Source organism: Marinobacter orientalis (genome assembly GCF_004792665.1).
Taxonomy (GTDB): Bacteria; Pseudomonadota; Gammaproteobacteria; order Pseudomonadales; family Oleiphilaceae; genus Marinobacter; species Marinobacter orientalis.
In genome coordinates this window covers 1-25,250 of record NZ_SRZX01000009.1, presented here as the reverse complement: position 1 = coordinate 25,250, position 25,250 = coordinate 1, and the positions used below count along the sequence as shown (strand labels likewise).

The window sequence follows — 25,250 nt, the reverse complement described above, 5'->3', positions numbered from 1 at the left end:
GCAGTATATAGCAAACTCACCTGCGTTTATATGAAGAAAAATGCCTATGTCCGCGCTGACAGCCATGCACTCAAATGATGCGCTTTTACAGTGCGCGCACCATTTTAACGCACCACAACAGGGCGAAAGAGCGAGCCACTTGAAGGCTATTGCTCCAAAACAGTCCGAAAACCTGCTATTGCGCTCTTGTGGAGCATGAACAGAAAACTGGCAAGGCTATTGCTTTACTCCAGACAGCCGAATTTGCAGGTAAGTGGGAACAGCTTTTGATAAGCTTCCCAACCTGAAAGAAAGATCGGGAGTCAGCACCGCTGAACGATCCGGCAACAACGTACACAGAAATCGCCCGCCCAGCGGGACAAACTGACGGAGCTTGCACAATGTCCAAGACGATTGATCTGATCAAGGAACACGAAGTCAAATGGATCGACATGCGATTCACTGACAGCCGCGGTAAAGAGCAGCACGTAACCCTGCCCGCCACCGAGGTAGACGAGGATTTCTTCGCCGATGGCAAGATGTTTGACGGCTCCTCCATCTCCGGCTGGAAGGGCATCAACGAATCCGACATGATTCTGATGCCGGTTGACGAAACGTCTGTCCTTGATCCGTTCACTGAAGAAACCACCGTTAACATCACCTGCGACATCGTGGAACCTTCCACCATGCAGGGCTATGAGCGTGATCCGCGCTCGGTTGCCAAGCGTGCCGAAGAGTACCTGAAATCCACCGGCATCGCCGACGGCGCACTGTTCGGCCCGGAGCCGGAGTTCTTCGTATTTGACTCCGCGCGGTGGAAAATCGATATGCAGGGTGCGATGTACGAACTGCACTCTGAAGAAGCAGCCTGGGTTTCCGGCGACGAATTCGATCGCAACAACATCGGTCACCGTCCTGGCGTGAAAGGCGGCTACTTCCCGGTTCCGCCGGTGGACAGCCTGCACGATCTGCGTGGTGCCATGTGTGCGGCCATGGAATCCATGGGCCTGGAAATCGAAGTACACCACCACGAAGTCGGCACCGCCGGCCAGTGTGAAATCGGCGTTGGTGCCAACACCCTGACCCGCAAGGCTGACGAAGTCCAGATCCTGAAGTACTGCGTGCACAACGTCGCCCATGCCTACGGCAAAACAGCGACATTCATGCCCAAGCCGGTTGTTGGCGATAACGGCTCCGGTATGCACGTCCACATGTCCCTGAACAAGGACGGCAAGAACCTGTTCGCTGGTGACGGCTATGCCGGCCTGAGCGAAATGGCGATCTATTACATTGGCGGCGTTATCAAGCATGCCAAGGCCATCAACGCCTTCACCAACGCCTCCACCAACAGCTACAAGCGTCTGGTTCCGGGCTTTGAAGCACCGGTCATGCTGGCCTACTCCGCCCGCAACCGCTCTGCCTCCATCCGTATTCCGTATGTCAACAGCCCGAAAGGCCGTCGCATCGAAGTCCGCTTCCCCGACGCCGCTGCCAACCCGTACCTGGCTTTCGCGGCGCTGATGATGGCCGGCCTCGACGGCATTCAGAACAAGATCCACCCTGGCGATGCCATGGACAAGGACCTGTACGATCTGCCGAAGGAAGAAGCCCTGAACATTCCCACCGTTGCCGAGACCTTCCAGGAAGCACTGGACTGTCTGGAAGCGGACCACGAGTTCCTGACCCGTGGCGGCGTGTTCACCGAAGACATGATCGGTGGTTACATTGACCTGAAGCGTGCGGAAGTTGAAAGGCTCAACATGACCACCCACCCGGTCGAATTCGAGTTGTACTACTCTTGCTAGGCAAGCCCTGCTGAAACGCCCCAGGGCGCCAGCAGTCATAGAAGCCCTGCTCCGTGCAGGGCTTTTTTTGTGCCCGACATCACACCAACGCAATACCCTTAACGGAATGTAACCTGGCGCGACAGGAATGGCGTTGAATTACAGGGGGCTGGCGCCGATAATCGGGTAAAACAACAGACAGGTTGTATCTATGAAACCACGGCTCTCATTTGTTGCAGGCATTCTGGTTTTTACCGCTTTTCCGCTCTCTGCCGAGGTCTACCGCCAGGTTGATGCCCAGGGCAACGTCACCTATACCGATGAGCCAACCCAAGGCACCGAAGCCGAAGTGGTTGACGTCAAACCGGTGACCACCGTTACCCTGCCGAAACCCGAGGCCGTCCGGGAGCCCGAGAGGCTCAGGGAACAGGTGGAGCAGGAGGGCGCGGCGTATGAGAGCGTGACGTTTGTTGCGCCTGATGACGAGGAGGCTTTCTACAGCGGCAGTGGCGACGTGGAATTCCAGGTGACCAGTTCACCCTCACTGCGGGACAATCATAAATACGAAGTCACCCTGGATGGCCAGCCTGTGGGCCAGAGCCAATCCGGAACCGTTATGGTGCGTAACGTCTACCGTGGCACCCACGAAGCCGGCGTCAATATCATCGACAGCAACGGTGTTACCATCAAAAGCGGCGAAACCATCAGCTTCACCGTCCATCGTCCCAGCGTTCTCAACTGACGCGACCTTTCCAGCACTCCTGCGAAGCCGCCTTACCCGGGCCCTGCTCCCCGGGCCACCTGAATCCTGTTCCTGCGTCACCTCGCTGCAGTCATACCGACCGATAACGCGCACTATTTTAGTGCGCACGCACTGCAAAGCAGCCATACTCTGGGCATTCACGGGGCGCCGGGCCGGTGTTTTTGCTCAAAAATACGACTTATGCACTACGCAACGGCGCGTTAACCGGCCGTCAGGCCGCAATGCCCGCAAAATGCGCATTTTCAACGGGCAACCGTTCAATGTGGTTCGCTTTTTGCAATTTGCTTTTTGCAAACGTGCGTGGGTACTCAGCGTTGCCCACCAGTAGGGATGGAAGCATGGCAATACCGGGCGGATACAAAAGCATACTGGACAGTCTTACCACAGCGGTGATCGTGCTGAGAGAAGGCCTGCGAGTCCAGTACCTGAATCCGGCGGCTGAAAGCCTGTTTGAGACCAGCATAACCCGCAGCCAGGGCTGCCCGATCAAAGACATTCTGATCGACTCGGAAGACGCGCTCAAAACCCTGGACGCCGCCGCCAGAAACGGCCAGTCATACACCCGCCGCGAAGCCGAGTTTGTGCTCTCAAGCGGCCTGAGACTGACAGTGGATTACTCGGTATCGCCAATCAGTCTGGACCCCACTGAATTGCTGATCGAGATACAGCCCCGCGATCGGCTGCTGCGCATCAGCCGGGAAGAGGACATCATCGCCCAGCAGGAAACCACCCGGATTCTGGTGCGCGGCATGGCCCACGAAATCAAGAACCCCCTTGGCGGCATTCGGGGCGCAGCCCAGTTGCTGGACCGTGAGCTGGAAAGTGAAGACCAGAAAGAATATACCCAAGTCATTATTGCCGAAGCCGATCGCCTCCGCTCCCTGGTGGACCGGATGCTGGGCCCCAACAAGGCGCCGAAACTCGCCCCCACCAACATTCATGAAGTACTCGAACGGGTAAAGACCTTGCTGGAGGCGGAGAGCCGCGGCCGCCTCAACTTTCGTCGCGACTACGACCCCAGCCTTCCGGAGTTCCAGGGTGACAAAGAGCAACTGATACAGGCCTTTCTCAACATCGCCCGCAATGCCATGGAAGCGGCTTTCGAGAACCAGGCCGACAGGTCCGGCAATGAGCAGCCAACCATTACCTTCCGCACACGTGCGCTGCGGCAGTTCACCATCGGGCATAAGCGTCACCGTCTGGTGTGCCGTGTGGACGTAATCGACAACGGCCCGGGCATACCGCCGGAGCTGCTGCAAAACGTTTTCTACCCGATGATCAGTGGCCGGGCGAGCGGAACAGGCCTTGGCCTGTCCATCACCCAGAGCATCATCGGGCAACATCACGGGCTGGTCGAGTGTGAGAGTCAGCCCGGCGAGACCGACTTCATCATCTTCCTGCCCCTGGAGGACAACCAATGAGCCAACCGGCAAACGTCTGGATAATTGACGACGACCGCAGTATACGCTGGGTACTGGAACGCGCCCTGAACCAGGCCGGTATGCAGCCCCGGGTTTTTGAAAGCGGCGAAAGCATCATGATGCGGCTGGAACACGAACAGCCCGACGCCATCGTCAGCGATATCCGTATGCCCGGCGTGGATGGCATCACCCTGCTGTCACAGATTGTGGAGGCGCACCCGGATCTGCCAGTGATCATCATGACCGCCCATTCCGACCTGGAAAGCGCGGTAACCAGCTACCAGACCGGCGCCTTCGAATACCTGCCCAAGCCCTTTGATGTGGACGACGCCGTCGCGCTTGTAAAGCGTGCCGTGGCCCACAGCCATGAACGCAGAGCCACCGCTGAGCCCCAGGCTGAGAGCACCCAGCGCAACACCGAAATCATTGGTGAGGCGCCGGCCATGCAGGAGGTGTTCAGGGCCATTGGCCGGCTGTCCCACTCCAACATCACCGTGCTGATCAACGGTGAAAGTGGCACCGGTAAAGAACTGGTTGCCCAGGCGCTGCACAATCACAGCCCCCGGGCCAGCCGCCCCTTTATCGCACTGAACATGGCCGCCATTCCCAAGGACCTGATCGAGTCCGAGCTGTTCGGCCACGAGAAAGGCGCTTTCACCGGCGCTGCGGCCGCCAGGCAGGGACGGTTCGAGCAATCCAATGGTGGCACCCTGTTTCTGGATGAAATCGGCGACATGCCCGCCGACACCCAGACGCGGCTGTTACGGGTTTTAGCGGATGGCGAGTTCTACCGGGTTGGCGGCACTACGCCCATCAAGGTGGATGTGCGCATCATTGCGGCGACACACCAGGACCTGGAAAAACTCGTCCAGGCCGGCACCTTCCGGGAAGACCTGTTCCATCGCCTGAATGTGATCCGGGTACATCTGCCAAAACTGGCGGAACGCCGGGAGGATATCCCCAGGCTGATGGCCCACTTCCTGAAGAGCGCCGCCCGCGAACTGGCTGTAGAAACCAAACTGCTGCGTCCCGAAGCCGAGGAATACCTCACCACCCTACCCTGGCCCGGCAACGTCCGCCAGCTGGAAAACACCTGCCGCTGGCTGACCGTCATGGCCAGTGGCCGCGAGGTTCACATCGACGACCTTCCGCCGGAGCTGATGCAACAGGCGGAGGCACCGGCCACCGGCCAGACCTGGCAGGAAGGCCTGCGCAACTGGGCCGAGCAGGAATTAAAGCGTGGGCGCAAGGGGATCCTGGATACGGCTGTACCTGAGTTTGAACGCATCATGATCGAGACCGCCCTCAAGCATACCGGCGGGCGCCGGCGGGATGCCTCCATCCTGCTGGGCTGGGGGCGGAATACGCTGACGCGGAAGATCAATGAGCTGGGGATGGATCATCCCGAGGGCGTGGACGATTGACGATCGACGAGCCACCGGGGCTCGTTGATTTTAGGGGACAGAGCCCAGGTTCTGTCCCCATTTTTTTAGCGCTCCCGCCAATAGATCACCCTGTCGTGTCGGCGGTAGGCACCAAAGGTGGCCAGCGCCAGGCCATAGCTCTTCATTTATCGGGCAATTCAGGGGAAAATTAGAGGCTACTTATAAAAATGCATCAAGAAAAATATTACAGGCGCCAAAAACAAAAATCCCCGCTTTTGCGGGGACTTGGGGTCTAAATTCAACGAAAACGTTACAGTTTACATTAATGGGATTCTAGAACGGTATGTCATCGTCAAAGTCATCAACCGGCTCTGGCATGCTGCCCTGTGAGGGCTGGTTGGAGCCACCACCGGACTGCTGGCCCGACTGGCTTGCCGTAGCCGGAGCTGCATTGCCTGCCTGTTGCGGGCGGCCCGCCGGGGCACCCTGGTTCGCACCGCCGCCTTCACCACGGCTGTCCAGCATCTGCATCTGGCCGTTGATATCCACCACTACCTCGGTAGTGTAAACGTCCTGACCTTCCTTGTTCTGCCATTTGCGCGTCTGCAGCTTGCCCTCGATGTAGACCTTTGAACCCTTGCGCAGGTACTGGCCGGCAACTTCTGCAATCTTGCCGAACATCACAACCCGGTGCCATTCGGTTTTCGGCACCAGCTGGCCGGTCTGTCTGTCCTTGTAGCTTTCGTCGGTGGCAAGGTTCAGGTTCACCACCGCGTTGCCGTTCGGGGTATAGCGGGTGTCCGGGTCCTGTCCCAGATTCCCGATCAGAATAACCTTGTTTACGCCTCGTGCCATGATCTACTCCTGACTCTGTTTTCAGGGATAGCCTGCTTTCCCTGCAGGCCTCCGATTTTCAAGAACTGCTACCCTGCCGGACAAACGCAAAGTCCGCAAGCGACAGTTCATCAAATTTCTGACGATCCACCTTCAGGTAAGCCGTCTCCGCCTCTTCCAGTATGACGACGTCCTGCACTCCGGGGATCCCTCTCAGGGCGCCGTCAATTTCATCTAACTGGCTGTCCGACACATGCTGCAACTGTACCACGAAACTGGCAGTGTAACCCGGGCTGGGCATGGTCAGCGCCACACCCAGCCAGAGCACCAGCACGATGACCATGAACCACAATACGCCGGGCAATCCCAGTTGCTCCAGAAGTATACCGCCCACGGCGCCCCCCAGAAACGCGCCGAAAAACTGGGACGTGGAATAGACACCCATGGCGGTACCTTTCGCCGCCGCGGGCGATTCCTTGCTGACCAGTGATGGCAGGCTGGCCTCCAGCAGGTTGAAGGCCATAAAGAAAAAGAACAGTACGCCCCAGGCAGCCGTCAGGCTCCCGGATAGCCCACCGATGGCCGCCGATGAAATCGCCAGCATTGCAATCGCGCCACACAGAACCGGTTTCATCCTGCGCTTTTTTTCACCAATAATGATGAACGGCACCATGGCCAAAAAAGACGTCACCATGACCGTCAGATAGAACCACCAGTGGGACGACGACGGCAGGCCCAGCCCATCCTGGAGCAATGTCGGAAACACCAGGAAAATAGCAGTCAGCACCAGGTGCAGGGCGAAAATCCCGAAATCGAGTCGCACCAGTCGTTTATCCGAGAGCACCTTGCCCAGCATCGCCCGGGCAGGATGGGTATCTGCACTGGATTTGTGCTCATGGGGGGTGGGCACCAGTCGGTGGACAATCACCATCGCCACCACCGCCAGAACCGCGGTGGTATAGAAGATGCCGGAGAGGCCAAACGCCGAACCCAGCAAGGGACCCAGCACCAGCGACACGGAAAAGGACAGGCCAATGGATATGCCGACGGTGGCCATGGCCTTGGTGCGCTCTTCTTCGCGGGTCAGATCACTGAGCAATGCCATCAGCACGCTGGCGATAGCTCCAGACCCCTGAAGAATCCGCCCCGCGATTACGACGTATATGGAGTCTGTGGACGCGGCCAGCAAACTACCGGCCGTGAACAGGACCAGGCCGATATAGATCATGCGCTTGCGCCCGACCCGATCCGACAGCATGCCGAACGGAATCTGCAGCAGCGCCTGGCTCAGTCCATAGGCGCCAATGGCCAGGCCGATCAGGGCGGGAGTAGCGCCCTTCAGGTCGCTGCCAAGAAGGACGAACACCGGCATTACCATAAAGAGCCCGAGCATCCGCATGGCATACACGGATGCCAGTGATGCGACGGAGCGTCTTTCCAGTGAATTCATGCAATGCCTTGCCTGATATGGGTTCCGGAAACATGGGCCCGGAAGGGGGGGGGGAACCCGCCCTTCCGAAATCGCTGCGCATTGTAACAGAAGCCACACAGGCAGGGCATGTTGCATTTAAGTGCGTAAAAGCACCCCGGCCTTGGCCGGCCGGGCCACAAACGAGGTATAATTTGCATTTTTTCCGACAGCGAGGTGTTATGGACCATATCCAGATCAAAGGGGCGCGAACCCACAATCTGAAAAACATTGACCTGGATATACCGAGGGATAAGCTGATCGTAGTCACCGGCCTGTCCGGTTCCGGGAAATCGTCTCTTGCCTTTGACACCCTCTACGCCGAAGGCCAGCGCCGTTATGTAGAGTCCCTGTCTACCTACGCCCGCCAGTTCCTGTCGATGATGGAAAAACCGGATGTGGACCATATTGAGGGCCTGTCACCGGCGATCTCCATTGAGCAGAAAAGCACCTCCCACAACCCGCGCTCAACCGTCGGTACCATTACCGAAATCTACGATTACCTGCGCTTGCTGTTTGCGCGTGCAGGCGAACCGCGATGCCCGGACCACGATCTGCCACTGGAAGCCCAGACCGTCAGCCAGATGGTCGACCAGGTGCTGGCCATGCCGGAGGACAGCAAGCTGATGATTCTTGCGCCAGTGATCCGGGATCGCAAGGGTGAACATCACAACGTCATTGACACCATGCGCAGCCAGGGCTTTATCCGCCTGCGGGTGGATGGTCGGGTTTACGACATCGACGATGTGCCGGACCTGGACAAAAAACGCAAGCACCAGATCGATGTGGTTGTGGACCGATTCAAGGTCAAGCCGGGGCTCGAGCAACGGCTTGCGGAAAGCTTCGAGACCGCACTCGGGCTGGCCGATGGCATTGCGCTGGTGGCCCCCATGGATAACGACGGCGAGGAACACACCTTCTCCGCCCGCTATGCCTGCACCCGCTGCGGCTACGCCATCAGTGAGCTGGAGCCGCGGCTGTTCTCCTTCAACAATCCCGCCGGCGCCTGCCCCACCTGTGATGGCCTGGGCGTCAAACAGTTTTTTGATGCCGAGAAAATCGTCCAGCACCCTGAAGCCACCCTTGCGGAGGGCGCCATCAAGGGCTGGGACCGCAGGGCGGTGTATTACTTCCAGATGCTGAACAGCGTTGCGGAGCATTACGGTGTTGATATGGATACCCCATGGGAGGACCTGCCTGATGACTTCCGCCAGGTATTGCTTCATGGCTCCGGTACCGATGAGATCCCGTTCCGCTACGTAAACTCCCGCGGCCATATCATGGAGAAGGCTCATCCTTTCGAGGGTATCCTGCCCAACCTGGAACGCCGCTACCGGGAAACCGAATCCCAGAGCATGCGCGAAGAGCTGGCCCGCAACCTCAGCACCCAGCCCTGCAAGGAATGCGGGGGCTCGCGGCTGCGTCGCAGCGCCCGGCATGTGTTTATCGAAAACAACAACATCTCCGATGTCACTCATATGCCGGTGGGCGACGCCCACAACTATTTCGGGACACTGGCCCTGCCCGGTCGCAAGGGTGAAATTGCCGAAAAGATTCTCAAGGAGGTTCGCCAGAGACTGCAGTTTCTGGTCAATGTAGGGCTGGAATATCTGACTCTTGAGCGTAGCGCCGATACTCTCTCGGGCGGCGAAGCTCAACGTATCCGGCTGGCAAGCCAGATCGGCGCAGGCCTGGTGGGTGTCATGTACATTCTGGATGAACCTTCGATAGGTTTGCATCAGCGGGACAACGACCGCCTCCTGGCCACTCTCTTCCACCTCCGGGACCTGGGCAACACGGTCATCGTTGTGGAGCACGACGAAGACGCCATTCGGGCAGCGGATCATGTCATTGATATCGGGCCGGGGGCCGGTGTTCACGGAGGCCATATCATTGCCCAGGGCACACCGGAAGACATCATTGCTTGCGGGGAGTCTCTCACCGGACAGTACCTGTGCGGCAAGAAGGAAATCCCTATCCCCGGGGAGCGCCACACCGGCACCGGCAAAAGCCTGGTACTCAAAGGTGCCACCGGCAACAACCTGCGCGAAGTGACGCTGACCCTGCCGCTGGGTGTAATGACCTGCGTTACCGGAGTTTCCGGCTCGGGCAAGTCCACTCTGATCAACAGCACGCTGTATCCTGTCTGCGCCGCGAAGCTGAACAAGGCCACCAGCCTGACCCACGCGCCCTATGAATCACTGAAAGGCCTGGACCAGCTTGACAAGGTTATCGACATTGACCAGAGCCCCATTGGCCGCACACCACGCTCTAACCCGGCAACCTATACCGGCCTGTTCACGCCCATCCGCGAGCTGTTCGCCGGCACCCAGGAAGCCCGCTCACGGGGCTACAAGCCGGGCCGCTTCAGCTTTAACGTCAAGGGTGGTCGCTGCGAAGCCTGCCAGGGCGACGGTGTCATCAAGGTCGAGATGCACTTCCTGCCCGATGTCTACGTGCCCTGTGACGTCTGCAAAGGCAAGCGCTACAACCGTGAGACCCTGGAAGTCCGCTACAAGGGCAAGAACATTCACGAAGTTCTTGCGATGACCGTCGAGGAGGCCAGGGAATTTTTCGATCCGGTTCCCTTCCTTGCCCGTAAGCTGCAGACCCTGATTGATGTCGGGCTATCCTATATCCGCCTCGGCCAGAGCGCCGTGACGCTCTCTGGCGGTGAGGCCCAGCGTGTGAAGCTGGCCAGGGAACTGTCAAAGCGCGATACCGGCCAGACTCTCTACATACTTGACGAGCCCACCACCGGCCTTCACTTCTACGACATCCAGCAATTGCTGACGGTGCTGCAGCGGCTGCGGGATCACGGCAACACCATCGTGGTGATCGAGCACAACCTGGACGTGATCAAGACAGCGGACTGGATTATAGACCTTGGGCCCGAGGGTGGTTCTGGCGGTGGTGACATTGTGGCGGAGGGTACGCCTGAAGCGGTGGCCGAGGTTGCCGGATCGCATACCGGGCGGTATTTGAAGGGGGTTCTGGAGGGGAAAGAGAGTGGCCGGTGAAAGGCTGGCGTCGGTTTATGGCCCCTTGGGCCTAAACCGACCTACGGCCCTGAACCGATATACGGTGAAATAATAGAGGTATAAAAAAACCGGAGGGGTTAGCCTCCGGTTTTTTCTGTACTGGCGAAGAGCTTAATCTTCGCTTTCATCCACTTCTTCTGCTTCGATGTCCAGCGGACGTCCAACCAGCTCTACAAATGCCATCGGGGCATTGTCGCCGGCGCGGAAGCCACACTTCAGGATACGAAGGTAACCACCGGGACGCTCGTTGTAACGGGGACCAAGCTCATTGAACAGCTTGGCAACCGCTGCATCGTCACGCAGGCGTGAGAACGCCAGACGACGATTCGCGACCGAATCATTTTTTGCGAGCGTGATCAACGGCTCGGCTACCCGGCGAAGCTCTTTCGCTTTGGGGAGCGTTGTTTTGATCAGCTCGTGATCAACCAGTGACGCAGTCATGTTCCGAAACATGGCCTTGCGATGCGCACTGGTCCTGCTGAACTTACGACCACTCTTACGATGACGCATTGCTCTGATTCCTTACCTTAAACTAATCGGCGATTAACCGCCCAGTACCCGGTCGTCGCCACGAAGGCTAGCCGGCGGCCAGTTATCAAGACGCATACCCAGTGACAGACCGCGGGACGCGAGCACGTCCTTGATCTCGGTAAGCGACTTTTTACCAAGGTTAGGCGTCTTCAGCAGCTCAACTTCTGTGCGCTGGATCAGATCGCCGATGTAGTAAATATTCTCAGCCTTCAAGCAGTTAGCTGAACGCACTGTCAATTCCAGATCATCCACCGGACGCAGGAGGATGGGATCGATTTCTTCCTCTTCCTCGACGCGCTCAGGCTCTTTCTCGTGATCGAAATCGACAAACACGGCCAGTTGTTGCTGGAGGATGGTCGCCGCCCGGCGAATTGCTTCTTCCGGGTCGATGGTTCCATTGGTTTCCAGATCAATAACCAGCTTGTCCAGGTCGGTACGCTGTTCTACCCGTGCGCTTTCCACGGCGTAGGCAACGCGACGGACCGGACTGAAAGTTGCGTCCAGTTGCAGGCGTCCAATGGCGCGAGTCTCGTCCTCGTCCAGACCCCGCTGATCAGCCGGCTCGTAGCCGCGACCACGGGCAACCTTCAGACGCATGTTCACTTCACCATTGGCACTCAGGTGACAGATCACATGTTCCGGGTTGGTGATCTCGACATCGTGATCCAGCTTGATATCACCGGCAGTGACAACGCCCGGGCCCTTTTTGCTGAGGGTCACCTCGGCATCGTCCCGGCTGCCCATTTTCACGGCCACGCCCTTGAGATTCAGCAGAATCTCGATGACGTCTTCCTGAACACCTTCGATCGCGCTGTACTCATGCAGAACGCCGTCAATCTGTGCTTCGGTAATGGCACAGCCCGGCATTGAGGACAAAAGTATACGACGCAGTGCGCTACCGAGGGTGTGGCCGAAACCTCTTTCCAGAGGCTCCAGAGTCACCTTGGCGCGCATGGCGCTTGATTCTTTCACGTCAATGGTACGAGGTGTCAATAACTCATGTACTGAACGCTGCATAGACGCCCCTAATTGCTCTCGTTGCTAACTGGGCTTTACTTGGAGTAAAGCTCGACGATGAGGTTCTCGTTGATGTCGGCCGGCAATTCAGTGCGCTCAGGCACTGACCTGTAAACGCCGGACATCTTGCTGGCGTCGACCTCTACCCAGCCCACCGGTGCACGGCTGGAAGACAGATCCAGCGCGCCTTTAACGCGAAGCTGGTTTTTTGCCTTCTCACGCACACTCACAACATCACCTGGCTTGACCTGATAAGACGGAATGTTCACCAGCTTATCGTTGACCAGGATCGATTTGTGAGACACGAGCTGACGGGACTCAGCACGGGTAGAACCAAAACCCATGCGATATACAACGTTATCAAGACGACCTTCCAGCAGCTGCAACAGGTTCTCACCAGTTGCGCCTTTGCCGCGGGCGGCCTCTTTGTAATAGTTGCGGAATTGCTTCTCCAGTACGCCGTAGATACGACGGACCTTCTGCTTCTCACGAAGCTGCACGCCATATTCGGACAGACGGCTGCGACGCGCGCCGTGCATACCTGGCGGAGTCTCAATGTTGCACTTTGAATCGAGCGCGCGAACACCGCTCTTCAGAAAAAGATCTGTCCCTTCACGACGAGACAGCTTGCACTTCGGGCCTATGTAACGAGCCATAATTCACTGTCTCCTGTGTTAGACGCGGCGCTTTTTGGGCGGACGACAACCGTTATGGGGAATCGGCGTCACATCAGTGATGTTAGTGATCTTGTACCCGCAGCCATTCAGCGCGCGTACAGCGGATTCACGTCCGGGCCCCGGACCTTTAACCTCTACGTCCAGGTTTTTAAGGCCGTATTCAGCAGCCGCATTACCGGCTCTTTCAGCTGCTACCTGCGCAGCAAAAGGTGTGCTCTTGCGTGACCCGCGAAAACCGGAACCACCAGAGGTGGCCCAGGACAATACGTTGCCCTGACGGTCAGAAATGGTCACGATAGTGTTGTTGAAGGACGCGTGAATGTGCGCGACGCCATCAACAACCGTCTTTTTCACCTTTTTACGGGTACGTGTACCTGGCTTTGCCATGATTGCCTACCTGTTTACTTACGAATAGGTTTGCGAGGACCTTTACGGGTGCGTGCGTTGGTCTTGGTGCGCTGGCCACGGACCGGAAGGCCATGACGATGACGCAGACCACGGTGGCAACCGAGATCCTTCAAACGCTTGATGTTCATCTGAACTTCACGACGCAAATCGCCTTCAACGGCCAGCTTGCCTACTTCGGTACGAAGTGATTCAAGCTGCTCGTCGGACAGGTCCTTGACCTTGACGTCCGGCTTGACGCCGGTTGCATCGCAAAGCTTCTGGGCTGCTGTCCGGCCGACTCCAAAGATGTAAGTCAGCGAGATAACAGCATGTTTGTGATCGGGTATATTGACACCGGCTATACGTGCCATCCAAATTACTCCGCGTTCAAAGCTTTGCTGTGTGAATTTTCCGCCACTATAAAAGGGCGCGAAATAATAGCGCCTGACCCCACCTGAGGTCAAGCGCTATCGATCGTACCCTCTGCAATGTCAGTTCGTGATCCGTGTTGGATCAACCCTGGCGCTGCTTGTGACGGGGCTCCGAGCAAATGACCCTTACCGAGCCATTGCGACGAATTACTTTGCAGTTACGGCAAATTTTCTTTACCGAAGCGCGTACTTTCATTGTCGACTCCAGTTTTCAAGGGGAACGGGATCAGCCGTTCCGACCATAGCCCTTGAGATTGGACTTCTTCATCAACGAATCATATTGATGAGACATCAGGTGCGACTGAACCTGAGCCATGAAATCCATCACCACGACTACAACAATCAGCAGTGACGTACCGCCCAGATAGAACGGAACATTCCCGGCAACCATCAGGAACTGAGGGAACAGGGAAACTGCTGCAATGTACATTGCACCGAACAGTGTCAGGCGGGTCAGAACACCGTCAATATACTTGGCAGTCTGATCGCCCGGACGGATGCCCGGAATAAACGCGCCTGAGCGCTTGAGGTTATCCGCAACTTCTTTCGGGTTGTACATCAGTGCCGTATAGAAGAAGCAGAAGAACACAACTGCTGCCGCAAACAGAATGATATACAGGGGCTGACTCGGTGCCAGTGCCTGGGAGACATCACTCAGCCACTCCATACCTTCGCCCTGGCCGAACCACTGCCCCAATGACGCCGGAAACAGCAGAATGGAAGAGGCAAAGATCGGCGGAATAACGCCGGCCATGTTCACCTTCAACGGCAAATGGCTCGATTGCTGGGCGAATACCTTACGACCCTGCTGCCGCTTGGCGTAGTTGATGGTCAGGCGGCGCTGTCCGCGCTCCATGAACACCACAAAGCCGACTACGGCAACCGCCAGGATAGCAATACCCAGAACCACAAGCAGGCTCATCTCACCATTGCGTGCCTGCTCCAGTGTCTGGCCAATGGCCCCGGGCAGGCCAGCAACGATGCCGGCAAATATCAGCAAGGATATGCCATTGCCAACGCCGCGCTCGGTGATCTGCTCACCCAGCCACATCATGAACACGGCACCACTGACGAAAGAAACAACTGCCACGAAATGGAAGCTGAAGCTGTCGTTAAAGGTCACACCCTGGGATGCAAGCCCGACCGAGATACCAAAGCCCTGAACCAGGGCCAGGATAACCGTACCATACCGCGTGTACTGACTGATCTTGCGACGGCCAGCCTCGCCCTCTTTCTTCAGCTGCTCCAGCGTCGGATTGACCGCTGTCATGAGCTGCATGATGATCGAGGCCGAAATGTACGGCATGATACCAAGTGCGAAGATACTCATCCGCTCAAGCGCACCACCGGAAAACATGTTGAACATGCTCAGGATCGTGCCCTGATTCTGCTCAAACAACGCCGCCAGACGATCGGGGTTGATACCCGGAACCGGTATATGGGCACCTATTCGGTACACCAACAGTGCCAGGAAGACAAACCAGAGCCGCGAGCGCAGCTCTGCCAGTCCTTTTCCCGCGCCCGCAGGCAATGATGCGTTCTTGGCCATTTAGTCCTCGACTCGTCTTAGTCTTCGACTTTACCGCCCGCGGCAGTGATCGCCTCGCGTGCGCCTTTGGTCACTTTAAGACCCTTGACGGTCACCGCACGGCTCAGTTCGCCGGACAGAATGACCTTCGCTTCGCGGATTTCTTCGCGAACGATGTCAGCTTTCTTCAGGGCCTCGAGGTCGGCAACGTCGCCGTCCACTTTCGCCAGCTCGTTAAGACGAATTTCGGCCACGTAGCGCTGCTGGCGCGAGGTGAAACCGAACTTCGGCAGACGGCGGGCCAACGGCTGCTGGCCGCCCTCGAAACCGGGAGCAACGCTGCCGCCGGAACGGGCTTTCAGGCCCTTGTGGCCGCGACCGCCGGTCTTGCCGAGGCCGCTGCCGATGCCACGACCCACACGCTTGGCGGCGGGACGTGAACCAGGCTCCGGACTAAGTTCGTTCAGACGCATCCTAGTTCTCCTGTACCTGCACCAGGTAGTTAACCCGGTTGATCATGCCGCGGATGGATGGGGTATCTTCCACTTCCACGGTGTGACCGATTTTACGGAGACCCAGGCCCTTTACACACAACTTGTGCTTGGGCTGACAGCCGATGGGGCTGCGGGTCAGTGTTACTTTGATCGTTTTTGCGTTCGCCATGACTTCAACCCAGAATCTCTTCCACGGATTTACCGCGCTTGGCTGCAATATCTTCAGGCGCTTGCGTTGCCTGGAGACCCTTGATGGTGGAACGTACCACGTTCACCGGGTTGGTAGACCCGTAACACTTGGACAGTACGTTCTGCACACCGGCAACTTCCAGTACTGCACGCATCGCACCGCCGGCAATGATACCGGTACCTTCTGATGCTGGCTGCATGTAGACCTTGGAGCCACCGTGCTGCGCTTTAACCGCGTACTGCAGGGTGGTTCCGTCAAGCGGAATGTCGACCATGTTCTTGCGTGCAGCTTCCATCGCTTTCTGGATCGCAACCGGCACTTCACGTGCCTTGCCACGACCGAAACCAACGCGCCCTTTACCATCACCCACTACAGTCAGTGCAGTGAAGGCAAAAATACGACCGCCTTTAACAACCTTGGCGACGCGATTGACCTGAACCAGCTTCTCCTGGAGCTCAGGCGCCTTCTGTTCGTTAACGCTCATCTTCTCCACCTCTTAGAATTGCAAGCCAGCTTCACGAGCTGCGTCGGCAAGAGCCTGGACGCGGCCATGATAACGGTAACCGGAACGGTCAAAAGCGACCTGCTCGACACCTGCTGCCCGGGCACGCTCAGCAATCAGCTGACCGACCTTTTTGGCAGCGTCCACGTTACCGGTTGCACCCTGGCGCAGGTCCTTATCCAACGTGGAGGCAGCCGCCAGCACCTTGCTGCCGTCTGCAGTCGTAACCTGGGCATACATGTGCCGCGGTGTACGATGTACACACAGGCGGTTGCTGCCCAGCTTACGGATCTTCATGCGCACTTTGCGTGCGCGACGCAATCTTTCGTTATTCGCGCTCATAGTCCCGCCTTATTTCTTCTTGGCTTCTTTGCGTCTGACCTGCTCATCCGCATAACGCACACCTTTGCCCTTGTAAGGCTCTGGCGGACGGAATGCACGGATCTCAGCAGCGACCTGGCCAACCTGTTGCTTGTCGATTCCGCGAATTACAACTTCCGTATTGGACGGAGTTTCAGCGGTAATCCCCTCGGGCAGCTCATATTCGACCGGGTGCGAAAAACCCAGTGTCAGGTTGAGCTTCTTACCTTGCGCCTGGGCACGGTAGCCTACGCCCGTCAGGGCGAGCTTGCGCTCGAAACCTGTAGACACGCCGGTCACCATGTTGTTGACCAGTGCGCGGGTAGTACCAGCAAGAGCGCGGGACTGTTTGGCTCCATCACGGGCGGCGAAGCGCAGAACATTCTCTTCCTGCGTCACGTCAACCACATTATGGATGGTGAATTGAAGCGATCCCTTGGACCCCTTCACATTAATTTCCTGTCCGTTCAGCTTAACCTCAACACCGGAAGGCAGCACGACAGGATTATTGGCAACCCTGGACATGTGTATCTCCTAAAATACGGTGCAGATGACTTCGCCACCCACGCCGGCAGCACGTGCAGCGCGGTCTGTCATTACGCCCTTGGACGTAGAGACAATCGCGACTCCCAGACCACCGGATACTTTCGGCAGTTCCCCAGCGCCATTGTACCGGCGCAGACTCGGACGGCTGACCCGTTTGATCTCCTCAATAACCGGCTTGCCACCGAAATACTTGAGGCTAATGGTCAGCTTGGGCTTCGCGTCAGCTGAGACGGAAAAATCGGCTACGTAACCTTCGTCCTTGAGGACCTGGGCTACGGAGATCTTCATCTTTGAAGACGGCATGGCCACATCGGCCTTCTGTGCCATCTGTGCATTGCGGATACGGGTAAACATATCCGCAAGCGTATCTTGCATACTCATTGGTATGAGGCTCCTGATCTTTTTAGTTGTGCAGCGGCGCGCCGCACCGCTTACCAACGGGCATCCGGCCTTGCGGCCCGATACCTGCCTTACCAGCTTGCTTTGGTCAGACCCGGGACATCACCGCGCATGCCAGCTTCACGTAACTTGATGCGTGACAGCTTGAACTTGCGCAGAACGCCGTGGGGACGACCTGTAATCTGGCAACGATTACGAAGACGCGAGGGAGACGCATCACGAGGAAGCTGTTGCAGCTTCATCTGTGCATCCCAACGGTCATCATCGCTGGTATTCGGGTTTTTGATAATCGCCTTGAGCTCCGCACGCTTCGCTGCAAACTTCGCAACGGTTTTCTCGCGCTTGAACTCGCGGTTCTTCATGGAAACCTTAGCCATTACACTCGTTCCTTATTTCTTGAACGGAAAGCCGAAAGCTTTCAGCAGTTCGCGACCTTCATCATCGGTGCCGGCTGTGGTGGTAATGGTGATGTCAAGACCACGGATCTTGTCGACTCTGTCGTACTCGATCTCGGGGAAAATGATCTGCTCACGCACGCCCATGCTGTAGTTACCACGACCATCGAACGACTTGGGATTCAGACCACGGAAGTCACGAATGCGGGGTACCGCAATGTGAACCAGGCGATCAAAGAAATCCCACATACGCTCGCCGCGCAGGGTAACTTTACAACCGATCGGCCAACCTTCACGGATTTTGAAACCCGCAACGGATTTACGCGCCAATGTTACAACCGCTTTTTGACCTGCCAGGCGCTCTAGATCCGCCACGGCATTTTCAATCAGCTTCTTGTCACCGACCGCTTCGCCGACACCCATGTTCAGGGTAATCTTTTCGATACGCGGCACCTGCATGATGTTCTTGTAGCTGAACTCTTTCTGCAGGGCGGGTATCACTTCCTTACTGTACTGCTCTTTCATGTTAAGCATCGTAACCACCACCGCTTACTGGTTATCGACGACTTCTTTCGTGGACTTGAATATCCGCACTTTGGCGCCGTCTTCCTTGATCTGGAAGCCTACGCGATCGGCTTTGCCGGTCTGCGGATTAAAAATAGCCACGTTGGAAGCCTGGATAGGTGCTTCTTTTTCGACGATGCCACCTGGGGTGCCAGACATCGGGTTCGGCTTGGTGTGCTTCTTGATCATATTGATCCCTGAAACAACAACCCGGCCATCGTCCTGAACCTTCAGGACTTTACCACGTTTACCCTGGTCTTTCCCCGTAGTGACGATTACTTCGTCATCGCGTTTGATCTTTTTCATAACCGGCCTCTGGTCCTTAAAGTACTTCGGGTGCCAGTGAAATAATTTTCATGAACTTCTCATTGCGCAGTTCACGGGTAACCGGTCCGAAGATACGGGTACCAATTGGTGCGTCCTGATTGTTCAGAAGTACTGCCGCGTTTCCGTCAAAACGAATCAGCGACCCGTCGGGACGACGCACACCTTTACGGGTGCGCACAACGACAGCTTTCAGGACCTGGCCTTTTTTCACTTTACCGCGGGGGATGGCTTCCTTGACGGTCACCTTGATGATATCCCCAACGCTGGCATAACGCCTGTGTGAACCGCCCAGGACCTTGATGCACATAACCTGACGTGCACCACTGTTGTCCGCGACATCAAGCATTGTCTGAGTCTGAATCATGGTTGTTCTCCGGGCGAATTACACCTTGGATGCACGCTCGATGACCTCAACCAGGGCCCAGCTTTTGGTCTTTGAGACCGGGCGGGTTTCCTGGATTGTAACGGTGTCACCGATGTTGCACTGGTTGCTATCATCGTGAGCGTGAATTTTGGATGAGCGCTTCATGTACTTACCGTACAGAGGATGCTTAACCTGGCGCTCAACCAGAACCACGATGGATTTCTCCATCTTGTTGCTCACGACCTTGCCGCTAAGGGTTCTGGCAGTTTGGGTAGCTTCAGTCATGTTACTGTCCTGCCTTTTCATTCATAACCGTTTTCACGCGAGCAATGTCACGCTTCACCTTCGGTAGAAGATGAGACTGATTCAGCTGACCTGTCGCCTTACGCATGCGCAGGTTGAACTGCTCCTTCAGGAGGTCGATCAGCTCTTTGTTCAGCTCCTCGACTGACTTGTCACGCAGCTCTGTTGCTTTCATCACATCACCGTCCTCGTAACAAAGGTGGTCTGTACGGGCAGCTTGGCCGCAGCAAGAGTGAATGCGTCACGAGCGATTTCCTCGGAGACGCCTTCCATCTCGTAAAGCATCCGGCCTGGCTGGATCTCAGCCACCCAATACTCGACAGAACCCTTACCTTTACCCATTCGTACTTCCAGCGGCTTACTGGAGATCGGCTTGTCCGGGAATATCCGGATCCAGATCTTACCGCCCCGCTTGATGCGGCGAGTCATGGTACGACGCGCTGCCTCGATCTGGCGCGCAGTTATACGCCCACGGGTCGTCGCCTTCAATCCGTATTCACCGAAGCTCACCTTGTTAGCACGGTGAGCAAGACCGGTGTTACGGCCTTTCATTACCTTGCGAAATTTGGTGCGTTTTGGTTGCAGCATTTGAGTGCCCCTTTACTTAGAACCTTTCTTCCCAGAGGCTTTCTTGTCAGCACGGACCTGTTCCATACCACCAAGAATCTCACCTTTGAAGATCCATACCTTGACGCCGATAATGCCGTAGGTGGTCTTCGCTTCGTAGGTCGAGTAATCGATGTCTGCACGCAGTGTGTGCAGCGGTACACGACCTTCGCGATACCACTCGGAACGGGCAATTTCAGCACCCCCGAGACGACCGCCTACCTGGATCTTGATGCCTTTCGCTCCCTGGCGCATGGCGTTCTGTACCGCACGCTTCATAGCGCGACGGAACATCACACGACGCTCCAGCTGACCGGCAACGTTCTGCGCGACCAGGCGGGCATCCAGGTCCGGCTTGCGGACTTCTTCGATGTTGATGTGCACAGGCACACCCATCATGTCGCTGACTTCGCGACGCAGACGGTCAACATCTTCACCCTTCTTGCCGATAACAATACCGGGACGGGCTGTATGGATCGTGATGCGGGCGTTCTGAGCAGGGCGCTCGATCACAATCTTGCTGACAGACGCCTTCACCAGACGCTTGTCAAGGAATTCACGAACCTGAATATCGTTCAACAGGTTGTTCGCGTATTCCGCTTTTTCCGCATACCACACTGAGTTGTGCTCTTTGATCACACCCAGGCGCATGCCGGTTGGATTTACTTTATGACCCATCTGAGCATCTCCTACTTGTCGGCGACCTTGACGGTGATATGACAGGTGCGCTTGAAAATCCGGTCAGCGCGCCCCTTGGCTCGAGCTTTGATTCGCTTGAGCGTCGGACCTTCATCCACCATAACGGTGGAAACCCGCAGATCATCTACGTCCAGACCTTCGTTGTGCTCAGCGTTGGCAATGGCAGACTCAAGAGCTTTCTTGAGAATGACCGCTGCCTTCTTAGGGCTGAAAGTCAGAATGTTCAGGGCGTCCTCAACAGCCTTGCCGCGTACTTGGTCAGCGACAAGACGCGCTTTCTGAGCTGAGAGGCGAGCGCCCTTATACTTGGCTGCTACTTCCATTTCTAATACCTCACAATCAGCGTTTAGCTTTCCTGTCGGCCGCATGACCACGATAAGTACGCGTTGCCGCGAACTCACCCAGTTTATGTCCGACCATATCTTCGGTGACATAAACCGGCACGTGTTGCTTGCCGTTGTGAACTGCAATGGTCAGGCCTACCATCTCCGGAAACACTGTCGACCGGCGGGACCAGGTTTTGATCGGCCGCTTGTCATTCGCTTCCAGAGCTGCCTCGACCTTCTTCAACAGATGCAGGTCTATAAAAGGACCTTTCTTTAAAGAACGTGGCACAGCATTTACCTCTATGTAGTCGTTTACTTGGCTGAACGACGACGTACTATCATCTTGTCAGTACGTTTGTTCTTACGAGTCTTATGCCCTTTGGTCGGAACACCCCACGGAGTAACCGGGTGACGCCCGCCAGAGGTACGCCCTTCACCACCACCATGTGGGTGGTCAACTGGGTTCATAGCAACACCACGTACTGTTGGACGTTTACCGCGCCAACGTGATGCACCCGCTTTACCAAGCTGCTTGAGGCTGTGTTCGCTGTTGGACACTTCGCCCAACGTTGCGCGACAGTCAACAAGCACCTTACGCATTTCACCTGAACGCAGGCGGATGGTGGCATACGCCCCTTCCCGAGCAACCAGCTGTACGGATGCGCCCGCGGAGCGAGCCAGCTGAGCACCTTTGCCAGGCTTGATTTCGACGCAGTGAATCACGGAACCGACCGGAATATTCCGGAGCGGAAGCGTGCTTCCTACTTTAATCGGCGCGTCGATGCCGGAGCGCACAGGATCACCGATCTGCATGCCTTTGGGAGCGATGATGTAACGACGCTCGCCATCGGCATACTTGACCAGCGCAATGTGCGCAGAGCGGTTGGGATCATATTCCAGGCGTTCAATCACCGCCGGAATACCATCTTTGGTCCGCTTAAAGTCGATTACACGGTAGTGCTTCTTGTGGCCACCACCAATATGACGGGTAGTAATGCGACCAAAATGGTTGCGTCCACCCGATTTGCTCAATGTTTCTACCAACGGCTCGTAAGGGCGCCCCTTGTGAAGATCAGGGTTAAAGAGCTTAACAACGTGACGGCGGCCGGCAGATGTTGGCTTGGTTTTGACGATCGGCATTTTACGACCCCTTTACCTTATTCCACATCCAGAAAATCAATGTCCTGACCTTCCGCAAGCTGTACATAAGCCTTACGAATGTCAGTACGCTTGCCGAAGCCGCGAACGGTACGCTTGAGCTTACCCTTACGGTTCAGAACCTGAACACCTTCGACGGTGACGTTGAACAGCTGCTCAACGGCTTTCTTGATCTCGGGCTTGGTTGCGTCAGGGGCGACACGAAATACCACCTGACCACTTTCCGCTACCAGAGAGGACTTCTCTGATACGTGGGGCCCAAGAAGAATCTTGTAAATACGTTCCTGATTCATCCCAGCATCTCCTCGATTTTCTTCAGAGCGGGAACAGTCACAATGACCTTCTCGAAGGCAACCAGGCTAACCGGGTCCAGACCCGCAATATCACGCACATCAACGTGCGGAATGTTGCGCGAGGCCAGGTGCAGATTCTGCTCAACGTTCTCGGAGAGAATCAGCGCGTTGGTCACGCCGAGGTCTTTCAGCTTGGCACTGAATGCCTTGGTCTTGGGGCTGTCAACATTCATGTCGTCAACAACGACCAGACGCTCCTGGCGAACCAGCTCTGAAAAAATGGAGCGCATCGCTGCGCGGTACATCTTGCGGTTAACTTTCTGCTCAAAGCCACGAGGCTTGGCAGCAAAGGTAACGCCACCGGAGCGCCAGATCGGGCTACGGATTGTACCGGCACGGGCACGACCGGTGCCCTTTTGACGCCATGGCTTCTTGCCACCACCAGCGACTTCGGAACGCGTCTTTTGAGCCTTGGTACCCTGGCGGGCCCCTGCCATATAAGCAGTAACCACCTGGTGAACCAGCGACTCGTTAAAATCTTTGGCGAAAGCAGCATCGGAAACAGAGATTCCTTCGCCGCTACCTGTAATAGTCAATTCCATCGCACCGCTCCTCAGGCTTTAACTGCAGGCTTGATGACAACATTTCCGCCGGTCGCGCCCGGAACGGCGCCCCGAATCAGCAGAATATTGCGCTCGGCGTCGACACGGACAACTTGCAGGTTCTGCACAGTCACCTGAGCATTGCCCATCTGGCCCGCCATCTTTTTGCCCTTGAATACCTTGCCCGGAGTCTGGTTCTGACCGATTGAACCCGGTGCACGATGAGAAAGGGAGTTACCGTGTGTGGCGTCCTGCATGGAGAAGTTCCAGCGCTTAACACCGCCCTGGAAGCCCTTACCCTTGGACTGGCCCATTGCATCCACGACCTGGCCATCTTCAAAGATGGAAGCAGTGATTTCACCGCCTGCGGCCAGATCTTCACCTTCACCATCGGCGAGGCGGAATTCCCACAGACCACGACCAGCTTCTACACCGGCTTTCGCGTAATGGCCCGCCTGGCTTTTGGTCACACGAGAGGAACGACGCTTTCCAACGGTTACCTGAACCGCACGATAGCCATCGCTTTCAAGAGTTTTCAGCTGGGTAATACGGTTGGGTTCAACCTCAATTACCGTTACGGGCAACGCTTGCCCGTCTTCCGTAAAAATACGGGTCATACCGGCCTTGCGACCGACAATTCCAATTGCCATGTTTCACCTCTTAAGTGTACGGGGCTCTCACCCTCTATGGCCTTATGACAGTTACACAGACTAACCGTGTGGTTAGCCGAGGCTGATCTGAACGTCTACACCTGCTGCCAGATCCAGCTTCATCAAAGCATCTACTGTCTTTTCCGTCGGCTCGACGATGTCCAGCAGACGCTTGTGTGTACGAATCTCATACTGATCGCGCGCGTCCTTGTTGACGTGCGGAGAGATCAGAATGGTGTACTTTTCCTTCCGCGTCGGCAGAGGGATGGGCCCACGCACCTGAGCGCCGGTCCGCTTGGCGGTATCGACGATCTCCTGCGTGGACTGGTCTATCAGGCGATAATCAAACGCCTTCAACCGGATTCGAATTTTTTGGCTTTGCATGATGCACCCAAACTCCACTCGTAGCAGCTACTAACTAGTTAGCCGACCTTCAAAAAAAGGAGCCGCATTGTATGCATAATACCCAGCAGTGTCAACTGCGATCAGCAGCGACGCTACCAGGTCAGATTGTGCGGCTGAAACGGAAAAAGGGGCTGACTTTCAGCCCCTTTTTCCTCAGACCGATCGAGTAACTTACTCGAGGATCTTTGAGACCACACCGGCACCAACGGTACGGCCGCCTTCGCGAATCGCGAAACGCAGGCCATCTTCCATGGCGATCGGGTTGATCAGGGTAACACTCATCTTCACGTTGTCACCCGGCATTACCATCTCCACACCTTCCGGCAGTTCACAGGAACCTGTGACATCCGTGGTACGGAAGTAGAACTGCGGACGGTAGCCCTTGAAGAACGGCGTATGACGACCACCTTCTTCTTTGCTCAGGACATACACTTCGCACTCGAACTTGGTGTGCGGCTTGATGGTACCCGGCTTACACAGAACCTGACCACGCTCAACGTCGTCACGCTTGGTACCACGCAACAGAACACCAACGTTCTCGCCAGCACGACCTTCGTCCAGCAGCTTGCGGAACATCTCAACGCCGGTGCAAACGGTCTTCACGGTATCCTTGATACCGACGATTTCCACTTCTTCACCAACCTTGATCAGGCCACGCTCAACACGACCAGTCACAACGGTACCACGACCGGAAATCGAGAATACGTCCTCGATCGGCATCAGGAACGGCTGATCAATGGCGCGCTCCGGATCCGGAATATAGGCGTCCAGGGCTTCTACCAGCTTCTTGACCGCAGTCGTGCCCATTTCGTTGTCGTCCT

37 protein-coding genes are annotated in these 25,250 nt (G+C 56.4%); 5 read left to right on the top strand and 32 right to left on the bottom strand.

Annotated features, from left to right (window positions below; genetic code table 11):
- Nucleotides 1-380: 380 nt before the first annotated feature.
- From glnA to glnG, 4 genes are all read left to right on the top strand, one after another.
- Nucleotides 381-1,784: a glutamate--ammonia ligase gene (gene glnA, locus DIT72_RS17015; RefSeq protein ID WP_135956434.1), complete on the top strand. Its 1,404-nt coding sequence runs from the start codon at nucleotides 381-383 to the stop codon at nucleotides 1,782-1,784.
- Between the two features lie 190 nt (nucleotides 1,785-1,974).
- A complete protein-coding gene (locus DIT72_RS17010) occupies nucleotides 1,975-2,505 on the top strand; it encodes a DUF4124 domain-containing protein (protein ID WP_135956433.1) in 531 nt (176 codons plus the stop codon).
- 359 nt (nucleotides 2,506-2,864) lie between these two features.
- Nucleotides 2,865-3,947 carry a nitrogen regulation protein NR(II) gene (glnL, locus tag DIT72_RS17005; RefSeq protein WP_135956432.1) on the top strand — a complete coding sequence of 361 codons (1,083 nt, stop codon included), beginning with the start codon at nucleotides 2,865-2,867 and terminating at the stop codon, nucleotides 3,945-3,947.
- Nucleotides 3,944-5,371 carry a nitrogen regulation protein NR(I) gene (glnG, locus tag DIT72_RS17000; protein WP_135956431.1) on the top strand — a complete coding sequence of 476 codons (1,428 nt, stop codon included), beginning with the start codon at nucleotides 3,944-3,946 and terminating at the stop codon, nucleotides 5,369-5,371. The genes glnL and glnG overlap by 4 nt, the downstream gene beginning before the upstream one ends.
- 65 nt (nucleotides 5,372-5,436) lie before the next feature.
- Here glnG and DIT72_RS18585 read toward each other — a convergent pair whose 3' ends face one another.
- From DIT72_RS18585 to DIT72_RS16990, 3 genes are all read right to left on the bottom strand, one after another.
- Nucleotides 5,437-5,517 (bottom strand): DUF6701 domain-containing protein, encoded by an 81-nt coding sequence (locus DIT72_RS18585; protein WP_407658009.1) that lies wholly within the window; start codon nucleotides 5,515-5,517, stop codon nucleotides 5,437-5,439.
- A 148-nt stretch (nucleotides 5,518-5,665) separates the two neighbouring features.
- Nucleotides 5,666-6,187 (bottom strand): single-stranded DNA-binding protein, encoded by a 522-nt coding sequence (ssb, locus tag DIT72_RS16995; RefSeq protein WP_135956430.1) that lies wholly within the window; start codon nucleotides 6,185-6,187, stop codon nucleotides 5,666-5,668.
- A gap of 58 nt (nucleotides 6,188-6,245) precedes the next feature.
- Entirely contained in the window at nucleotides 6,246-7,616 is a 1,371-nt protein-coding gene (locus DIT72_RS16990; RefSeq protein WP_135956429.1) for an MFS transporter, read from the bottom strand.
- A 200-nt stretch (nucleotides 7,617-7,816) separates the two neighbouring features.
- Here DIT72_RS16990 and uvrA point away from each other — a divergent pair, with 200 nt between their 5' ends.
- Complete coding sequence (gene uvrA / locus DIT72_RS16985) at nucleotides 7,817-10,654, top strand: excinuclease ABC subunit UvrA (protein ID WP_135956428.1); 2,838 nt, start codon at nucleotides 7,817-7,819, stop codon at nucleotides 10,652-10,654.
- 132 nt (nucleotides 10,655-10,786) lie between these two features.
- Here uvrA and rplQ read toward each other — a convergent pair whose 3' ends face one another.
- From rplQ to DIT72_RS16840, 29 genes are all read right to left on the bottom strand, one after another.
- Entirely contained in the window at nucleotides 10,787-11,185 is a 399-nt protein-coding gene (gene rplQ / locus DIT72_RS16980; protein ID WP_135956427.1) for a 50S ribosomal protein L17, read from the bottom strand.
- A 33-nt stretch (nucleotides 11,186-11,218) separates the two neighbouring features.
- A complete protein-coding gene (locus DIT72_RS16975) occupies nucleotides 11,219-12,223 on the bottom strand; it encodes a DNA-directed RNA polymerase subunit alpha (protein WP_135956426.1) in 1,005 nt (334 codons plus the stop codon).
- A gap of 35 nt (nucleotides 12,224-12,258) precedes the next feature.
- Nucleotides 12,259-12,879, bottom strand: a complete 621-nt coding sequence (gene rpsD, locus DIT72_RS16970) for a 30S ribosomal protein S4 (protein ID WP_135956425.1) — start codon at nucleotides 12,877-12,879, stop codon at nucleotides 12,259-12,261.
- 18 nt (nucleotides 12,880-12,897) lie between these two features.
- A complete protein-coding gene (gene rpsK, locus DIT72_RS16965; RefSeq protein WP_004580767.1) occupies nucleotides 12,898-13,287 on the bottom strand; it encodes a 30S ribosomal protein S11 in 390 nt (129 codons plus the stop codon).
- Between the two features lie 14 nt (nucleotides 13,288-13,301).
- On the bottom strand, nucleotides 13,302-13,658 hold the full coding sequence (gene rpsM / locus DIT72_RS16960; protein ID WP_027830890.1) for a 30S ribosomal protein S13: 357 nt from the start codon (nucleotides 13,656-13,658) through the stop codon (nucleotides 13,302-13,304).
- Between the two features lie 142 nt (nucleotides 13,659-13,800).
- Nucleotides 13,801-13,914: a 50S ribosomal protein L36 gene (gene rpmJ, locus DIT72_RS16955; protein ID WP_008174902.1), complete on the bottom strand. Its 114-nt coding sequence runs from the start codon at nucleotides 13,912-13,914 to the stop codon at nucleotides 13,801-13,803.
- Between the two features lie 30 nt (nucleotides 13,915-13,944).
- Nucleotides 13,945-15,267 carry a preprotein translocase subunit SecY gene (gene secY, locus DIT72_RS16950; RefSeq protein ID WP_135956424.1) on the bottom strand — a complete coding sequence of 441 codons (1,323 nt, stop codon included), beginning with the start codon at nucleotides 15,265-15,267 and terminating at the stop codon, nucleotides 13,945-13,947.
- A 17-nt stretch (nucleotides 15,268-15,284) separates the two neighbouring features.
- A complete protein-coding gene (gene rplO / locus DIT72_RS16945) occupies nucleotides 15,285-15,719 on the bottom strand; it encodes a 50S ribosomal protein L15 (RefSeq protein WP_007153996.1) in 435 nt (144 codons plus the stop codon).
- A 1-nt stretch (nucleotide 15,720) separates the two neighbouring features.
- Nucleotides 15,721-15,909, bottom strand: a complete 189-nt coding sequence (gene rpmD, locus DIT72_RS16940; RefSeq protein ID WP_114614108.1) for a 50S ribosomal protein L30 — start codon at nucleotides 15,907-15,909, stop codon at nucleotides 15,721-15,723.
- 4 nt (nucleotides 15,910-15,913) lie between these two features.
- Complete coding sequence (rpsE, locus tag DIT72_RS16935; RefSeq protein ID WP_135956423.1) at nucleotides 15,914-16,414, bottom strand: 30S ribosomal protein S5; 501 nt, start codon at nucleotides 16,412-16,414, stop codon at nucleotides 15,914-15,916.
- Nucleotides 16,415-16,426: 12 nt separating this feature from the next.
- On the bottom strand, nucleotides 16,427-16,774 hold the full coding sequence (gene rplR / locus DIT72_RS16930; protein ID WP_135956422.1) for a 50S ribosomal protein L18: 348 nt from the start codon (nucleotides 16,772-16,774) through the stop codon (nucleotides 16,427-16,429).
- 9 nt (nucleotides 16,775-16,783) lie between these two features.
- Complete coding sequence (gene rplF / locus DIT72_RS16925; protein WP_135956421.1) at nucleotides 16,784-17,317, bottom strand: 50S ribosomal protein L6; 534 nt, start codon at nucleotides 17,315-17,317, stop codon at nucleotides 16,784-16,786.
- 9 nt (nucleotides 17,318-17,326) lie between these two features.
- Nucleotides 17,327-17,719: a 30S ribosomal protein S8 gene (rpsH, locus tag DIT72_RS16920; RefSeq protein ID WP_135956420.1), complete on the bottom strand. Its 393-nt coding sequence runs from the start codon at nucleotides 17,717-17,719 to the stop codon at nucleotides 17,327-17,329.
- An 89-nt stretch (nucleotides 17,720-17,808) separates the two neighbouring features.
- Nucleotides 17,809-18,114, bottom strand: a complete 306-nt coding sequence (gene rpsN / locus DIT72_RS16915; protein WP_135956419.1) for a 30S ribosomal protein S14 — start codon at nucleotides 18,112-18,114, stop codon at nucleotides 17,809-17,811.
- Nucleotides 18,115-18,126: 12 nt separating this feature from the next.
- Nucleotides 18,127-18,666: a 50S ribosomal protein L5 gene (rplE, locus tag DIT72_RS16910; protein WP_135956418.1), complete on the bottom strand. Its 540-nt coding sequence runs from the start codon at nucleotides 18,664-18,666 to the stop codon at nucleotides 18,127-18,129.
- Nucleotides 18,667-18,681: 15 nt separating this feature from the next.
- The gene (gene rplX, locus DIT72_RS16905) at nucleotides 18,682-19,002 is read right to left on the bottom strand and encodes a 50S ribosomal protein L24 (RefSeq protein ID WP_135956417.1); all 321 of its coding nucleotides are present in this window, start codon (nucleotides 19,000-19,002) and stop codon (nucleotides 18,682-18,684) included.
- A gap of 16 nt (nucleotides 19,003-19,018) precedes the next feature.
- The gene (gene rplN, locus DIT72_RS16900) at nucleotides 19,019-19,387 is read right to left on the bottom strand and encodes a 50S ribosomal protein L14 (protein ID WP_114614101.1); all 369 of its coding nucleotides are present in this window, start codon (nucleotides 19,385-19,387) and stop codon (nucleotides 19,019-19,021) included.
- An 18-nt stretch (nucleotides 19,388-19,405) separates the two neighbouring features.
- Complete coding sequence (gene rpsQ, locus DIT72_RS16895; protein WP_135956416.1) at nucleotides 19,406-19,672, bottom strand: 30S ribosomal protein S17; 267 nt, start codon at nucleotides 19,670-19,672, stop codon at nucleotides 19,406-19,408.
- 1 nt (nucleotide 19,673) lies between these two features.
- Nucleotides 19,674-19,865, bottom strand: a complete 192-nt coding sequence (gene rpmC / locus DIT72_RS16890) for a 50S ribosomal protein L29 (protein ID WP_007154007.1) — start codon at nucleotides 19,863-19,865, stop codon at nucleotides 19,674-19,676.
- Nucleotides 19,865-20,278, bottom strand: a complete 414-nt coding sequence (gene rplP / locus DIT72_RS16885; protein WP_027830882.1) for a 50S ribosomal protein L16 — start codon at nucleotides 20,276-20,278, stop codon at nucleotides 19,865-19,867. Before rplP ends, rpmC begins: the two co-directional genes overlap by 1 nt.
- 12 nt (nucleotides 20,279-20,290) lie before the next feature.
- Nucleotides 20,291-20,974 (bottom strand): 30S ribosomal protein S3, encoded by a 684-nt coding sequence (rpsC, locus tag DIT72_RS16880; protein ID WP_007154009.1) that lies wholly within the window; start codon nucleotides 20,972-20,974, stop codon nucleotides 20,291-20,293.
- Between the two features lie 11 nt (nucleotides 20,975-20,985).
- On the bottom strand, nucleotides 20,986-21,318 hold the full coding sequence (gene rplV / locus DIT72_RS16875; RefSeq protein ID WP_007154010.1) for a 50S ribosomal protein L22: 333 nt from the start codon (nucleotides 21,316-21,318) through the stop codon (nucleotides 20,986-20,988).
- 16 nt (nucleotides 21,319-21,334) lie between these two features.
- Complete coding sequence (gene rpsS, locus DIT72_RS16870; protein ID WP_114614099.1) at nucleotides 21,335-21,610, bottom strand: 30S ribosomal protein S19; 276 nt, start codon at nucleotides 21,608-21,610, stop codon at nucleotides 21,335-21,337.
- Nucleotides 21,611-21,633: 23 nt separating this feature from the next.
- A complete protein-coding gene (gene rplB, locus DIT72_RS16865) occupies nucleotides 21,634-22,461 on the bottom strand; it encodes a 50S ribosomal protein L2 (protein ID WP_027830881.1) in 828 nt (275 codons plus the stop codon).
- A gap of 17 nt (nucleotides 22,462-22,478) precedes the next feature.
- A complete protein-coding gene (gene rplW / locus DIT72_RS16860; protein WP_135956415.1) occupies nucleotides 22,479-22,772 on the bottom strand; it encodes a 50S ribosomal protein L23 in 294 nt (97 codons plus the stop codon).
- The gene (rplD, locus tag DIT72_RS16855) at nucleotides 22,769-23,374 is read right to left on the bottom strand and encodes a 50S ribosomal protein L4 (protein ID WP_135956414.1); all 606 of its coding nucleotides are present in this window, start codon (nucleotides 23,372-23,374) and stop codon (nucleotides 22,769-22,771) included. The genes rplW and rplD overlap by 4 nt, the downstream gene beginning before the upstream one ends.
- Before the next feature lie 11 nt (nucleotides 23,375-23,385).
- On the bottom strand, nucleotides 23,386-24,024 hold the full coding sequence (rplC, locus tag DIT72_RS16850; protein WP_135956413.1) for a 50S ribosomal protein L3: 639 nt from the start codon (nucleotides 24,022-24,024) through the stop codon (nucleotides 23,386-23,388).
- 72 nt (nucleotides 24,025-24,096) lie between these two features.
- Entirely contained in the window at nucleotides 24,097-24,408 is a 312-nt protein-coding gene (gene rpsJ / locus DIT72_RS16845; protein WP_077529290.1) for a 30S ribosomal protein S10, read from the bottom strand.
- Nucleotides 24,409-24,600: 192 nt separating this feature from the next.
- Nucleotides 24,601-25,250 (bottom strand): EF-Tu C-terminal domain-related protein (locus DIT72_RS16840; RefSeq protein ID WP_265937512.1); only part of this gene is annotated, 650 nt, incomplete at its 5' end.

What these genes read in the sequence shown, in the direction of transcription:
- glnA (WP_135956434.1), top strand. Translation starts at nt 381, where the DNA reads ATGTCCAAGACGATTGATCTGATCAAGGAACACGAAGTCAAATGGATC.
- DIT72_RS17010 (WP_135956433.1), top strand. Translation starts at nt 1,975, where the DNA reads ATGAAACCACGGCTCTCATTTGTTGCAGGCATTCTGGTTTTTACCGCT.
- glnL (WP_135956432.1), top strand. Translation starts at nt 2,865, where the DNA reads ATGGCAATACCGGGCGGATACAAAAGCATACTGGACAGTCTTACCACA.
- glnG (WP_135956431.1), top strand. Translation starts at nt 3,944, where the DNA reads ATGAGCCAACCGGCAAACGTCTGGATAATTGACGACGACCGCAGTATA.
- DIT72_RS18585 (WP_407658009.1), bottom strand. Translation starts at nt 5,517, where the DNA reads ATGAAGAGCTATGGCCTGGCGCTGGCCACCTTTGGTGCCTACCGCCGA.
- ssb (WP_135956430.1), bottom strand. Translation starts at nt 6,187, where the DNA reads ATGGCACGAGGCGTAAACAAGGTTATTCTGATCGGGAATCTGGGACAG.
- DIT72_RS16990 (WP_135956429.1), bottom strand. Translation starts at nt 7,616, where the DNA reads ATGAATTCACTGGAAAGACGCTCCGTCGCATCACTGGCATCCGTGTAT.
- uvrA (WP_135956428.1), top strand. Translation starts at nt 7,817, where the DNA reads ATGGACCATATCCAGATCAAAGGGGCGCGAACCCACAATCTGAAAAAC.
- rplQ (WP_135956427.1), bottom strand. Translation starts at nt 11,185, where the DNA reads ATGCGTCATCGTAAGAGTGGTCGTAAGTTCAGCAGGACCAGTGCGCAT.
- DIT72_RS16975 (WP_135956426.1), bottom strand. Translation starts at nt 12,223, where the DNA reads ATGCAGCGTTCAGTACATGAGTTATTGACACCTCGTACCATTGACGTG.
- rpsD (WP_135956425.1), bottom strand. Translation starts at nt 12,879, where the DNA reads ATGGCTCGTTACATAGGCCCGAAGTGCAAGCTGTCTCGTCGTGAAGGG.
- rpsK (WP_004580767.1), bottom strand. Translation starts at nt 13,287, where the DNA reads ATGGCAAAGCCAGGTACACGTACCCGTAAAAAGGTGAAAAAGACGGTT.
- rpsM (WP_027830890.1), bottom strand. Translation starts at nt 13,658, where the DNA reads ATGGCACGTATAGCCGGTGTCAATATACCCGATCACAAACATGCTGTT.
- rpmJ (WP_008174902.1), bottom strand. Translation starts at nt 13,914, where the DNA reads ATGAAAGTACGCGCTTCGGTAAAGAAAATTTGCCGTAACTGCAAAGTA.
- secY (WP_135956424.1), bottom strand. Translation starts at nt 15,267, where the DNA reads ATGGCCAAGAACGCATCATTGCCTGCGGGCGCGGGAAAAGGACTGGCA.
- rplO (WP_007153996.1), bottom strand. Translation starts at nt 15,719, where the DNA reads ATGCGTCTGAACGAACTTAGTCCGGAGCCTGGTTCACGTCCCGCCGCC.
- rpmD (WP_114614108.1), bottom strand. Translation starts at nt 15,909, where the DNA reads ATGGCGAACGCAAAAACGATCAAAGTAACACTGACCCGCAGCCCCATC.
- rpsE (WP_135956423.1), bottom strand. Translation starts at nt 16,414, where the DNA reads ATGAGCGTTAACGAACAGAAGGCGCCTGAGCTCCAGGAGAAGCTGGTT.
- rplR (WP_135956422.1), bottom strand. Translation starts at nt 16,774, where the DNA reads ATGAGCGCGAATAACGAAAGATTGCGTCGCGCACGCAAAGTGCGCATG.
- rplF (WP_135956421.1), bottom strand. Translation starts at nt 17,317, where the DNA reads ATGTCCAGGGTTGCCAATAATCCTGTCGTGCTGCCTTCCGGTGTTGAG.
- rpsH (WP_135956420.1), bottom strand. Translation starts at nt 17,719, where the DNA reads ATGAGTATGCAAGATACGCTTGCGGATATGTTTACCCGTATCCGCAAT.
- rpsN (WP_135956419.1), bottom strand. Translation starts at nt 18,114, where the DNA reads ATGGCTAAGGTTTCCATGAAGAACCGCGAGTTCAAGCGCGAGAAAACC.
- rplE (WP_135956418.1), bottom strand. Translation starts at nt 18,666, where the DNA reads ATGCTTAACATGAAAGAGCAGTACAGTAAGGAAGTGATACCCGCCCTG.
- rplX (WP_135956417.1), bottom strand. Translation starts at nt 19,002, where the DNA reads ATGAAAAAGATCAAACGCGATGACGAAGTAATCGTCACTACGGGGAAA.
- rplN (WP_114614101.1), bottom strand. Translation starts at nt 19,387, where the DNA reads ATGATTCAGACTCAGACAATGCTTGATGTCGCGGACAACAGTGGTGCA.
- rpsQ (WP_135956416.1), bottom strand. Translation starts at nt 19,672, where the DNA reads ATGACTGAAGCTACCCAAACTGCCAGAACCCTTAGCGGCAAGGTCGTG.
- rpmC (WP_007154007.1), bottom strand. Translation starts at nt 19,865, where the DNA reads ATGAAAGCAACAGAGCTGCGTGACAAGTCAGTCGAGGAGCTGAACAAA.
- rplP (WP_027830882.1), bottom strand. Translation starts at nt 20,278, where the DNA reads ATGCTGCAACCAAAACGCACCAAATTTCGCAAGGTAATGAAAGGCCGT.
- rpsC (WP_007154009.1), bottom strand. Translation starts at nt 20,974, where the DNA reads ATGGGTCATAAAGTAAATCCAACCGGCATGCGCCTGGGTGTGATCAAA.
- rplV (WP_007154010.1), bottom strand. Translation starts at nt 21,318, where the DNA reads ATGGAAGTAGCAGCCAAGTATAAGGGCGCTCGCCTCTCAGCTCAGAAA.
- rplB (WP_027830881.1), bottom strand. Translation starts at nt 22,461, where the DNA reads ATGCCGATCGTCAAAACCAAGCCAACATCTGCCGGCCGCCGTCACGTT.
- rplW (WP_135956415.1), bottom strand. Translation starts at nt 22,772, where the DNA reads ATGAATCAGGAACGTATTTACAAGATTCTTCTTGGGCCCCACGTATCA.
- rplD (WP_135956414.1), bottom strand. Translation starts at nt 23,374, where the DNA reads ATGGAATTGACTATTACAGGTAGCGGCGAAGGAATCTCTGTTTCCGAT.
- rplC (WP_135956413.1), bottom strand. Translation starts at nt 24,024, where the DNA reads ATGGCAATTGGAATTGTCGGTCGCAAGGCCGGTATGACCCGTATTTTT.
- rpsJ (WP_077529290.1), bottom strand. Translation starts at nt 24,408, where the DNA reads ATGCAAAGCCAAAAAATTCGAATCCGGTTGAAGGCGTTTGATTATCGC.